General features: G+C 61.5%; 11 protein-coding genes and 2 pseudogenes. 3 read left to right on the forward strand and 10 right to left on the reverse strand.

The window, feature by feature from the left end:
• Nucleotides 1–128: 128 nt before the first annotated feature.
• A complete protein-coding gene (locus tag ACLH1I_RS24900) occupies nucleotides 129–1,403 on the forward strand; it encodes an IS4-like element ISApu2 family transposase (RefSeq protein ID WP_004099019.1) in 1,275 nt (424 codons plus the stop codon).
• Here the strand turns inward: ACLH1I_RS24900 and ACLH1I_RS24905 are convergent.
• The 10 genes and pseudogenes from ACLH1I_RS24905 to merT form a co-directional block, all read right to left on the reverse strand.
• A complete protein-coding gene (locus ACLH1I_RS24905) occupies nucleotides 1,384–4,311 on the reverse strand; it encodes a Tn3-like element TnAs1 family transposase (RefSeq protein ID WP_004099018.1) in 2,928 nt (975 codons plus the stop codon). The two genes, ACLH1I_RS24900 and ACLH1I_RS24905, sit on opposite strands and share 20 nt — an antisense overlap.
• A 3-nt stretch (nucleotides 4,312–4,314) precedes the next feature.
• Nucleotides 4,315–4,875 (reverse strand): recombinase family protein, encoded by a 561-nt coding sequence (locus ACLH1I_RS24910; protein ID WP_001161490.1) that lies wholly within the window; start codon nucleotides 4,873–4,875, stop codon nucleotides 4,315–4,317.
• Nucleotides 4,876–5,050: 175 nt separating this feature from the next.
• Nucleotides 5,051–5,305 carry a DUF3330 domain-containing protein gene (locus ACLH1I_RS24915; protein ID WP_223177686.1) on the reverse strand — a complete coding sequence of 85 codons (255 nt, stop codon included), beginning with the start codon at nucleotides 5,303–5,305 and terminating at the stop codon, nucleotides 5,051–5,053.
• A 12-nt stretch (nucleotides 5,306–5,317) separates the two neighbouring features.
• Nucleotides 5,318–6,001 (reverse strand): annotated as a pseudogene (locus tag ACLH1I_RS24920) (putative bifunctional diguanylate cyclase/phosphodiesterase); the annotation flags it as partial.
• 35 nt (nucleotides 6,002–6,036) lie between these two features.
• Entirely contained in the window at nucleotides 6,037–6,273 is a 237-nt protein-coding gene (gene merE / locus ACLH1I_RS24925; RefSeq protein ID WP_004099015.1) for a broad-spectrum mercury transporter MerE, read from the reverse strand.
• Nucleotides 6,270–6,635 carry a mercury resistance co-regulator MerD gene (gene merD, locus ACLH1I_RS24930; protein ID WP_004099009.1) on the reverse strand — a complete coding sequence of 122 codons (366 nt, stop codon included), beginning with the start codon at nucleotides 6,633–6,635 and terminating at the stop codon, nucleotides 6,270–6,272. Before merD ends, merE begins: the two co-directional genes overlap by 4 nt.
• Before the next feature lie 17 nt (nucleotides 6,636–6,652).
• Nucleotides 6,653–8,350, reverse strand: a complete 1,698-nt coding sequence (gene merA, locus ACLH1I_RS24935; RefSeq protein ID WP_004099008.1) for a mercury(II) reductase — start codon at nucleotides 8,348–8,350, stop codon at nucleotides 6,653–6,655.
• Nucleotides 8,351–8,389: 39 nt separating this feature from the next.
• A complete protein-coding gene (merC, locus tag ACLH1I_RS24940; RefSeq protein ID WP_004099006.1) occupies nucleotides 8,390–8,812 on the reverse strand; it encodes an organomercurial transporter MerC in 423 nt (140 codons plus the stop codon).
• A gap of 27 nt (nucleotides 8,813–8,839) precedes the next feature.
• A complete protein-coding gene (merP, locus tag ACLH1I_RS24945; RefSeq protein WP_004099005.1) occupies nucleotides 8,840–9,115 on the reverse strand; it encodes a mercury resistance system periplasmic binding protein MerP in 276 nt (91 codons plus the stop codon).
• 12 nt (nucleotides 9,116–9,127) lie between these two features.
• Nucleotides 9,128–9,478, reverse strand: coding sequence for a mercuric ion transporter MerT (gene merT / locus ACLH1I_RS24950; protein ID WP_004099002.1), 351 nt, complete (start codon nucleotides 9,476–9,478; stop codon nucleotides 9,128–9,130).
• Nucleotides 9,479–9,549: 71 nt separating this feature from the next.
• Between merT and merR the strand changes: the two genes are divergently transcribed.
• Together merR and ACLH1I_RS24960 are read left to right on the forward strand one after the other, a co-directional pair.
• Complete coding sequence (merR, locus tag ACLH1I_RS24955) at nucleotides 9,550–9,984, forward strand: Hg(II)-responsive transcriptional regulator (RefSeq protein WP_032426535.1); 435 nt, start codon at nucleotides 9,550–9,552, stop codon at nucleotides 9,982–9,984.
• A 78-nt stretch (nucleotides 9,985–10,062) separates the two neighbouring features.
• Nucleotides 10,063–10,595, forward strand: a pseudogene (locus tag ACLH1I_RS24960) (IS110-like element IS4321 family transposase); the annotation flags it as partial.

Here is a 10,595-nt window from a genome sequence, read left to right on the forward strand (position 1 = left end):
AACAGTTTGGCCGCTGCAGTGACCTGTCATGTACAGGATCTTTAGCTACAACCAATTGAAATAGATAGAAAAAAGGCTTCGTTTGTGATCTGATTTAATCGCAAAAAAAAACCGACACGCCCGAAGCCATGACTATTATAAATGCAACCCAGTACCTCAAGCAACTTCATAGCTCTTCTGAACTCAACCGGATCGGTAAATTTACCGGTTTTTGTCAGCGACTCCGGGATATCCAGCCTGCGAGACTACTCCCGGCTCTGCTCTCAGGGCTTGGTTGCGACAAGGTGGATGGTATTGCTGGTTTGCATCGCCATTTCAATGCGTTGCAGCTCCATGATACTGACCAAATAGCGTATAAACCCTTTCACAACCAGTTACGCAAGCAGGGTTTTCCCTTGTTCATGCGCGCACTGGTTGAACGAGCCATCGCCTTACGCCTCAAGGAGTGTCTACCGGACGCCCACGGACTGGCAGGCTTTGAGCAGGTACTGCTGCAGGACGGGTCGTCATTCGCGTTACATCCGCAATTGGCAGAACATTTCCCGGGCCGATTCAATAAGCACAGCCCCGCTGCGGTAGAGTGTCATATGACCATGTCCTTGCTGGACCAGTCGCCGATATCGATGAGTATCACGGCGGATACCGAATCGGAGCGCAAGCATCTTCCGGCCGCAAATTCGTTAAATAACAAACTGTTATTGGCGGATGCCGGTTACATCAGCCGCGAGTACTTTGCTGATGTGACCAAAGCCAAAGGAAGCTATCTGGTCAGAGGGAGTCAAAATCTCAATCCCAAAGTACAGGCAGCTTACCGACAGGACGGCAGGGAAATGCCCAAGTTACTCGGAAAAAAGCTCAAGGATATCGATCGGAGAAGCTGCAGAGCCGAGGTTCTGGATCTGGATGTGAGTTCGGGAAAGTATAAATATCGACTCATAAGACGTTGGTTTGCAGAGGAAAAACGGTTCTGTATATGGATGACCAATCTTCCGCGTGAGCGATGGCCAGCCGAGAAGGTGATGGCATTGTATCGTTGCCGTTGGCAGATCGAACTGTTGTTCAAAGAGCTGAAATCACATAACCGGTTGAAGGCGTTCGCGACACGACAAAAAGCGATAGCGGAAGGCTTGATCTGGGCTAGTTTGCTGGCCTTGCTGGTCAAACGTCGGCTGGCGCTGACGCTGATTGGCAGCGCGGAGTTATCGATGCTGAAGATTGCCAAAAACAGCGCGCTTTGGTTAATGCCGATATTGGCGAGCATCATCCATGGTGCGTGGCAGGAAATAACAGAGAAGTTGGAGTGGGCAATGGTGTATTTATCCAAAAACGGCAAAAAGAGTAGGCAGAGAAAATCCAAGCAAAACAACACGTTAGACGGTATTATTAATTCGCTTGCCGCTTAAGGTTCTGTACATGATCGCCGGTTAGGTTGATGTGCTCCCAGCCCAGCGGCGACAGGAATTGCAGCAGCTCGCCGTCCACCGGCTTGCCGGCCTCGACCAACCCCTGGGTGGCGCGTTCCAGGTACACCGTGTTCCACAGCACGATAGCCGCCGTCACCAGGTTGAGGCCGCTGGCCCGGTAGCGCTGCTGCTCGAAGCTCCGATCCCTGATTTCCCCAAGGCGGTTGAAGAACACCGCCCTGGCCAGCGAGTTGCGCGCCTCACCTTTGTTCAGGCCGGCATGCACGCGGCGGCGCAGTTCAACACTTTGCAGCCAGTCCAGGATGAACAGCGTGCGCTCGATCCGGCCCAGCTCGCGCAGGGCCACGGCCAGTCCGTTCTGGCGCGGGTAGCTGCCGAGCTTGCGCAGCATCAGCGAGGCGGTGACGGTGCCCTGCTTGATCGAGCTGGCCAGGCGCAGGATGTCGTCCCAGTGGGCACGCACGTGCTTGATGTTCAGGGTGCCGCCGATCAGCGGGCGCAACGTCGGGTAGGCTTGCACGCCCTGCGGCACGTACAGCTTGGTTTCGCCGAGGTCGCGGATGCGCGGCGCGAAGCGGAAGCCTAGCAGGTGCATCAGGGCAAAGACGTGATCGGTGAAGCCGGCCGTGTCGGTGTAGTGCTCCTCGATCCGCAGGTCGGACTCGTGGTACAGCAGGCCGTCGAGCACATAGGTGGAATCGCGGACGCCGACATTCACCACGCGGGTGCTGAACGGCGCGTACTGGTCGGAGATATGGGTATAGAACAGCCGTCCCGGCTCGCTACCGTACTTCGGGTTGACGTGCCCGGTGCTCTCGCCCCGGCCACCCGCGCGGAAGCGCTGGCCATCGGAGGATGAGGTCGTGCCGTCGCCCCAGTGGGCGGCAAAGGCGTGGCGATACTGGTGGTTGACCAGCTCGGCCAAGGCCGCCGAATAGGTTTCGTCGCGGATGTGCCAGGCTTGCAGCCAGGACAGCTTGGCGTAGGTCAGGCCGGGGCTCGACTCGGCCATCTTGGTCAGCCCGAGGTTGATCGCATCACCGAGGATTGCGGACAGCAGCAACGTCCTGTCTTTGGCCTCGGCCCCGTCCTTCAAGTGGGTGAAGTGGCGGCTGAAGCCCGTCCAGTCGTCCACGTCCATCAGCAGTTCGGTGATCTTGATGCGCGGCAGTAACTGGCTGGTTTGGTCGATCAGCGCCTGCGCCCGATCCGGCACCGCCGCATCCAGCGGGGTGATTTTCAGCCCTGACTCGGTGAGGATGGCATCGGGCAGCTCGTTGTCCTTGGCCAGGCGGGTGACGGTGGCCAACTGCTCGTCCAGCAGCTGCAAACGCTCTTCCTGGTACTGGTCGCTGTTCGGGTTGATCGCCAGGGGCAGGGCCTGCTCGCGCTTGAGTGCGGCGAACTTCTCGGCCGGCAGCAGGTAGTCGTCGAAGTCGCGGAACTGCCGCGAGCCCTTGACCCAGATGTCGCCGGAGCGCAGGGCGTTCTTCAGCTCGGACAGGGCGCAGATTTCGTAGAATTTCCGGTCGAGGCCTTCCGGGGTGATCACCAGCGGCTTCCAGCGCGGCTTGATGAAGGCCGTGGGTGCATCGGCCGGCACCTTGCGCAGGTTGTCGGCGTTCATCTCACGCAGGGTCTGCACGGCTGCCAGCACGCCTTGCGCGGCCGGCGCGGCGCGCAGTTCCAGCACCTCCAGCAAGGCCGGCGTGTAACGGCGCAGGGTGGCGAAGTTCTCGCCGACCAGGTGCAGGTGGTCGAAGCCTTCCGGCCGGGCCAGCAGCTCGGCCTCGCTGACGCTCTCGGTGAACTCGTCCCAGGGAATCACCGCCTCGATGGCGGCATAGGGGTCGCTGCCGCTTTCCTTCGCTTCCAGCAGCGCCTGGCCGATCCTGGAGTACAGGCGCACCTTGTCGTTGATCGCCTTGCCCTGCTTCTGGAACTGCTGCTGATGCTTGTGCTTCGCGCCGCTGAACAGCTTGACCAGGATGCGGTCATGCAGATCGACCAGCTCATCGATCACGGTCGCGGTGCTCTCCAGCACCACGGCGGCCAGGGTCGCGTAGCGGCGCTGCGGCTCGAACTTACCGAGGTCTTTGGGCGTCATCTGCCCACCCTCGCGGGCCAGCTTGAGCAGGCGGTTCTGGTGGATGTGCCGGCCCAGGCCTTCGGGCAAGTCCACCAACTGAAATGTCTTCAGCCGCTCGATGTGTTCCAGCATGTGCCGAGAGTTGGGTTTCAGCGGTGCCTGGCGCAGCCAGGTCAACCAGGTGATGCTGCTGCCGGCCTTGAGCTTCAACAGCTCGTCCAGCTTGGCCCGATGCGAGTCCGTGAGTGGTTCGACCAGGGCGCGGTAGACCCGCCGATTGGCTCGCGCAATGGCTTCCGAGCAGGCCCGGTCAATCACGCTCAGCGCCGGCAGGATGCGTCGTTTCTGCCGTAGGCTCTCCAGGGCCTGACCGGCCAGCAGCAAGCCTTTGTCGGTCTGCTGGGCCAGCTCGGTTAGCTCGCGCACCAGGGCGCGGAAGTCGGACAGGCCGAACGGGGCCAGTTGCAGGTAGGTGCGCAGTTCCTGGGCATGCTCGCGACGGGTCACGTCGCGCTCGCCGTACTTTGCCCAGCTCGCCGGCTCGGCCTGGACTTGCTTCGCCACCCACAGGATGACCGGCTCGGGCAGCTCGCTGTCGGTTCCCAGCGCGTAACCGGGGTAGCGCAGCAGGCAGAGCTGCACGGCGAAGCCGAGGCGGTTGGCGTCGCCGCGTCGCTGGCGGATCAGCGACAGGTCGGAGTCGTTGAAGGTGTAGTAGCGGATCAGGTCATCCTGGCTTTCCGGCAGCGCAAGCAGGGTGTCCCGCTCCGTGGCCGAGAGGATCAAGCGACGCGGCATGTGTCAGTCGTCCGTGCGGAGGTACTGGTAGAGGGTTTCCCGGCTGATGTTGAACTCGCGGGCAAGCTGCGCCTTGGGCTCGCCGGCCGTCGCTCGCTGCCGCAGGGTAGCAGCCTGCTCATCGGACAGGGCTTTCTTGCGGCCCCGGTACGCGCCACGCTGCTTGGCCAAGGCGATGCCCTCACGCTGCCGCTCGCGGATCAGGGCGCGCTCGAACTCAGCGAAGGCCCCCATCACCGACAGCATCAGGTTGGCCATCGGCGAGTCCTCGCCAGTGAACACCAGGCCCTCCTTCAGGAACTCGATGCGCACGCCGCGCTGAGTCAGCTTCTGTACCAAGCGACGCAGGTCATCGAGGTTGCGGGCCAGCCGATCCATGCTGTGCACCACCACTGTATCGCCTTCGCGGACGAAGCTCAGCAGCGCTTCGAGCTGGGGGCGCTGGGTGTCCTTGCCCGATGCCTTGTCGGTGAACACCTTGCTCACCTGGGTTTGTTCCAGCTGGCGTTCCGGGTTCTGGTCAAAGCTGCTGACCCGGACGTAGCCGATGCGGTGCCCCTGCACGATGTCTCCTTGGTTGAAGGCGGCTTAAGTGCACTTTCTGTTCCGTTGTGCCTCAAAGCCCATTTCTGTCAGGCTGAAATCTATAACCTTCGCGGGCATGTGTCAAAAAATGGGAAAGCAGACTCTATTCTGACGAAGCGGCGCGGCCCTGCCTGACATCAAGTTAGGGTATGCCTCAGTCTGACGGCAGCGAGCCGCAGGTGTTCGGATCAGCACCGGTTTCGTTCTCTGCCTTGGCCCGCGCCTGGAAGCGCTGATAGCACTCCAGCCCGCAGAAGTGCTCGACGTACTCCACGCCTTCCGGGGTAAAGGCGGCATCGAGCGGGATTTCCTTGCAGCACACGCAGCAACTGCTGGTAGTCGGATTATTTACATTCATGGTGTCACCCCTCCATTGGCTGACAAAGGCGGCGAAGGCCGCCGCCGGCATTGGCTTGGCGAACAGGAAGCCTTGTCCCGTATCGCACTCCGCTTGCCGCAACAGTGCGAGACTGGTCGGCGTTTCCACGCCCTCGGCCACCACGTCCATGCCCAGCCCGTGCGCAAGCTGAAGGACGGAGCGCACGATGGTTCGGTCGCGGTGATCGGCGACGAGTCCGGCGACGAAGGACTGGTCGATCTTGAGCGTAGTAATCGGGCAGCACTTCAGGTGTTGCAGGCAGGAATACCCCGTCCCGAAGTCATCGGCTGCGAAGCGCACACCGATTTGTCGCAAGGCTTCCAGGGCGGGGAAGAGCGCCGGATCGCCGAACGCGACCGATTCGGTCAGCTCGATTTCAAGAGACTCGGCGGGCAACTCGGCATCAGCCAGCATGTCCTTTACCCACCCGTCGAAACCCGGTCTCACTTGGCTCGCCGAAACATTGACGGCCAGCCGGAACGGTTGCCACGCCAGCTTCCGCCACTCGCGCATCTGGCGGCAGGCTGCGCCCAGCACCCAGGCACCGATTTCCGGCATCAGGCCGGACGATTCGACCACAGGCAGGAACTGGCCGGGCGGCAGCAGCCCGAGCGTCGGATGACGCCAGCGCAACAGGGCTTCCGCACCGACAATCTGGTCACTGCGCAGATCGACTATCGGCTGGTAATGCAGCTCAAGTTGCCCGCGCACAACCGCCTGCGCCAACTCGGTCGCCGTCCATCCGGCGGGGTGCGAGGTCGTCATGATCCGCCCCGGAAGGCCCGCAGTAGCCGCGTCACGGACAGCACGAACAAGCCGGTCAGCGTGAGGGCTGCAATACCCCAATGCTCCCCGATGAATGCGCCGGCGGTCGTTCCGGCCAGCACAACGGCGAGAATCGGCAAATGGCAGGGACAGGTGAGCACGGCCAGCGCGCCCCACAGGTAGCCGGTGAACGGCTTGCGTGTCTTGGTCGGCAGGCGTTCCGGGCCGTTCATGGCAGACTCTCCGTGTGCTGTGCCGGCTCGGTCGGCAGGGTGGCCAACTGCGCTTCCAGATCGGCCAACGCTTCGCGCCGGCGTTCGACGAACTGGCGCAGCACGGCAAGCTGCGTGGCCGCTTCGCCACCGTCCGCTGCATCCAGCGCCCGGAACAGCCGCGCCAGCGCATCGAGGCCGATGCCCGCTTCGAAGGCGGACCGCACAAAGCACAGCCGCTGCAAGGCCGCCTCGTCGAACAGGCCGTAGCCGCCTGGCGTGCACGCCACCGGCCGCAACAAGCCGCGCAGCAGGTAGTCGCGCACGATATGCACGCTCACCCCGGCATCAAGGGCCAGCCGGGACACCGTGTAGGCGTTCATCGAACACCTCCTTTTCCTCACCCGGCGCAGCAGGAAAGCTGCTTCACGTCCTTGTTGAAGGTCTGCGCCGCGAGTTTCAGCCCCTCGACCATCGTCAGGTAGGGGAACAACTGGTCGGCCAGCTCCTGCACCGTCATCCGGTTGCGAATCGCCAGCGCGGCGGTCTGGATCAGTTCGCCCGCTTCCGGCGCGACCGCCTGCACGCCGATCAGGCGTCCGCTACCTTCTTCAACGACCAGCTTGATGAAGCCGCGTGTGTCAAAGTTGGCAAGCGCCCTCGGCACGTTGTCCAGCGTCAGCGTGCGACTGTCGGTTTCGATGCCGTCATGGTGTGCTTCCGCCTCGCTGTAGCCCACGGTCGCTACCTGCGGATCGGTAAACACCACGGCCGGCATCGCGGTCAGGTTCAGGGCCGTGTCACCGCCGGTCATGTTGATGGCGGCACGGGTGCCGGCCGCCGCCGCCACATAGACGAACTGCGGCTGGTCGGTGCAGTCGCCGGCGGCGTAGATGTGTTCCACGCTGGTGCGCATGCCGGGGTCGATGACGATCGCGCCTTGCGGGTTGAGCGTGACGCCCGCAGCATCCAACGCCAGGCTGCGCGTGTTGGGTGAGCGGCCGGTGGCGATCAGCAGCTTGTCGGCGCGCAGTTCGCCGTGCGTCGTGGTGAGCACGAATTCGCCGTCCCCTTCACCATTGATATAGGCGACCTGACTGGCCTGGGTGTGTTCCCGCACCTCGATGCCTTCCATGCGGAATGCGGCCGTGACGGCTTCGCCGATGGCCGGGTCTTCGTGGAAGAACAGCGTGTTGCGCGCCAGGATCGTCACCTTCGCTCCGAGTCGGGCGAACGCCTGCGCCAGTTCCAGCGCGACGACCGATGAGCCGATCACGGCCAGGCGCTTAGGGATAGTCTCGCTGACCAGCGCCTCGGTGGAAGTCCAGTAAGGCGTGTCCTTCAAGCCGGGAATCGGCGGCACGGCCGGACTCGCGCCGGTGGCGACCAGACAGCGGTCGAACGTCACGATGCGCTCGCCGCCGTCAACCAGGCGCACAGTCAGGCTCTGGTGATCCTTGAAGCGGGCCTCGCCGCGCAGCACGGTAATCGCCGGATTGCCCTCCAAGATGCCTTCGTATTTGGCGTGACGCAGTTCATCGACGCGGCCTTGCTGCTGGGCCAGCAGCGCTGTGCGCTGGATGGCCGGCTCGGCGACCGTAATGCCACTATCGAACGGACTTTCCCGGCGCAGGTGGGCAATGTGGGCGGCACGGATCATGATCTTGGACGGCACGCAGCCGACATTGACGCAGGTGCCGCCGATGGTGCCGCGCTCGATCAGCGTGACGTGCGCGCCTTGTTCGACGGCCTTCAGCGCTGCCGCCATCGCGGCGCCGCCGCTGCCGATCACGGCGATATGGAGCTTGCCAGCATCCCCGCCAGCCTTGTCATCACTGCCCAGCCATTCGCGCACCTTGCCGAGCAATCCGCCGCCCGCCGGAGCCACGGGCGCATCGGCGAGCGTAGCCCGATAGCCGAGTCCGGCCACGGCAGCGGTCAGCGTATCCGGCGATGTGTCGGCCTCGATGGCGAGCCTGGCGCTGCCCTTGGCATAGGAAACCTCCGCTGATTGCACGCCAGGCACTTTCTCCAGAGCTTCCTTGACGTGAACCGCGCAGGAGTCGCAGGTCATGCCGGTAATTTTGAGGGTGGTCATTCATCGTTCCTTTTCTGTGTTGGCTGCCGACTTCCGCCGTCAGCCTTGTTTCGTGGGGAGTTCGCAACCGTCCGGGCCGCAACGGCGATGTGCCGGCGAAACCAAGTCCCAGATCGACACGCCGACCATCAGCGCCAGGCCGGTGTATACGAGGTGTGCTGCCCACCAGTTGCCAAGCAGCCAGACAGTTCCAGCGAACACGATGGCTGGCCCGATCATGCCGAGCAGACTGCGGTGCCATTGGCGATGACTGAGCCAGCCCAATGCGTTCGCCAGCAAAGCCACGACAGCGAACAGCGGCAGCAGCTTGGAGATGAACAATCCTTCGTATTCCTGTAGAAAACCGAGGCCGAAGGCCGCGCCCAAGCTGGCGATGGCCGGGAAGCACACGGCGCAGCCCATCGCGGAAACAACGCTGCCAAGCGCGCCAGCCTTGTCGGCAATGCGTGTGATCAGTCCCATGATCGCCCCAGGTTCGGGTTCAGTGGTTCACTGCTTGATGCTGGAGGGATAGCCCGCATCGGTGGTGGCCTTGGTCAGCTTCTGCACGCTGGTCTTGGCATCATCGAAAGTGACAACCGCTTCGCGGGTCTCGAAGGTCACGTCAACCTTGCTGACGCCTTCGACCTTGGAAATCGCCTTCTTGACGGTGATCGGGCAGGCGGAGCAGGTCATGCCCGGTACAGACAGCGTGACGGTCTGAGTGGCGGCCCACACCGGGGCAACAATGGCGGCGAGCGCGAGGGAGGCAAACAGTTTTTTCATGGTGAACTCCGATCAGTAGAAAAATGGCATGACGTAGGGAAATCCGAGGGCGACCAGGACCAGCACGGCCACGACCCAGAAAATGAGCTTGTAAGTAGCTCGCACTTGGGGAATCGCGCAGACCTCACCCGGTTTGCAGGCTTGCGTAGGGCGGTAGATGCGCCGCCAGGCGAAGAACAACGCGACCAACGCTGCACCGATGAAAATCGGGCGATACGGCTCCAGCACGGTCAGGTTGCCGATCCATGCCCCGCTGAATCCCAAGGCGACCAAGACCAGCGGCCCGAGGCAGCAGGCCGAGGCGAGGATGGCGGCCAGCCCGCCAGTGAAGAGCGCGCCGCGCCCGGTTTGTGGTTCAGACATGCGCTTGTCCTTTCGAATTTGAATTGGATAGCGTAACCTTACTTCCGTACTCATGTACGGAGTCAAGCGATATGGAAAACAATTTGGAAAACCTGACCATTGGCGTTTTTGCCAAGGCAGCCGGCGTCAATGTGGAGACCATCCGGTTCTATCAGCGCAAGGGCTTGTTGCCCGAGCCGGACAAGCCTTACGGCAGCATTCGCCGCTATGGCGAGGCGGATGTAACGCGGGTGCGCTTTGTAAAGTCGGCCCAGCGGCTGGGCTTCAGTCTTGATGAGATTGCCGAGCTGTTGCGGCTCGACGATGGCACCCACTGCGAGGAAGCCAGCAGCCTGGCCGAGCACAAGCTCAAAGACGTGCGCGAGAAGATGGCGGACTTGGCACGCATGGAGGCCGTCCTGTCTGATCTGGTGTGTACCTGCCATGCACGAAAAGGGAATGTTTCCTGTCCGCTGATCGCGTCGCTACAGGGTAGAACAAGCCAGACAGGGGCTGCTACAGCTTAGCGTGCTTTATTTAATGAGATGGTCACTCCCTCCTTCCCGGTACTATGCTGAGGACAGGCTTTCATTCGGAGAACTATCATGGAAAACATTGCGCTCATTGGTATCGATCTGGGTAAAAACTCTTTCCATATTCATTGCCAGGATCGTCGCGGGAAGGCTGTTTACCGTAAAAAATTTACCCGGCCAAAGTTGATCGAATTTTTGGCGACATGCCCCGCTACAACCATCGCAATGGAAGCCTGTGGCGGTTCTCACTTTATGGCACGCAAGTTGGAAGAGTTGGGGCATTCCCCAAAGCTGATATCACCACAATTTGTCCGCCCGTTCGTTAAAAGCAATAAAAACGACTTTGTCGACGCCGAAGCTATTTGTGAAGCTGCATCGCGTCCGTCTATGCGTTTTGTGCAGCCCAGAACGGAATCTCAGCAGGCAATGCGGGCTCTGCATCGTGTCCGTGAATCCCTGGTTCAGGATAAGGTAAAAACAACCAATCAAATGCATGCTTTTCTGCTGGAATTTGGCATTAGCGTTCCCCGAGGAGCTGCCGTTATTAGCCGACTGAGTACCATTCTTGAGGATAATAGTTTGCCTCTTTACCTCAGCCAGTTATT

Origin of the sequence: Klebsiella sp. 1SOBk10mer, from assembly GCF_046602535.1 — a bacterium.
In the GTDB taxonomy this organism is placed as follows: Bacteria; Pseudomonadota; Gammaproteobacteria; order Enterobacterales; family Enterobacteriaceae; genus Klebsiella; species Klebsiella quasipneumoniae.

What these genes read in the sequence shown, in the direction of transcription:
- merP (WP_004099005.1), bottom strand. Translation starts at nt 9,115, where the DNA reads ATGAAAAAACTGTTTGCCTCCCTCGCGCTCGCCGCCATTGTTGCCCCG.
- merD (WP_004099009.1), bottom strand. Translation starts at nt 6,635, where the DNA reads ATGAACGCCTACACGGTGTCCCGGCTGGCCCTTGATGCCGGGGTGAGC.
- ACLH1I_RS24905 (WP_004099018.1), bottom strand. Translation starts at nt 4,311, where the DNA reads ATGCCGCGTCGCTTGATCCTCTCGGCCACGGAGCGGGACACCCTGCTT.
- ACLH1I_RS24915 (WP_223177686.1), bottom strand. Translation starts at nt 5,305, where the DNA reads ATGCCGGCGGCGGCCTTCGCCGCCTTTGTCAGCCAATGGAGGGGTGAC.
- merR (WP_032426535.1), top strand. Translation starts at nt 9,550, where the DNA reads ATGGAAAACAATTTGGAAAACCTGACCATTGGCGTTTTTGCCAAGGCA.
- merE (WP_004099015.1), bottom strand. Translation starts at nt 6,273, where the DNA reads ATGAACGGCCCGGAACGCCTGCCGACCAAGACACGCAAGCCGTTCACC.
- merC (WP_004099006.1), bottom strand. Translation starts at nt 8,812, where the DNA reads ATGGGACTGATCACACGCATTGCCGACAAGGCTGGCGCGCTTGGCAGC.
- merT (WP_004099002.1), bottom strand. Translation starts at nt 9,478, where the DNA reads ATGTCTGAACCACAAACCGGGCGCGGCGCGCTCTTCACTGGCGGGCTG.
- ACLH1I_RS24900 (WP_004099019.1), top strand. Translation starts at nt 129, where the DNA reads ATGACTATTATAAATGCAACCCAGTACCTCAAGCAACTTCATAGCTCT.
- merA (WP_004099008.1), bottom strand. Translation starts at nt 8,350, where the DNA reads ATGACCACCCTCAAAATTACCGGCATGACCTGCGACTCCTGCGCGGTT.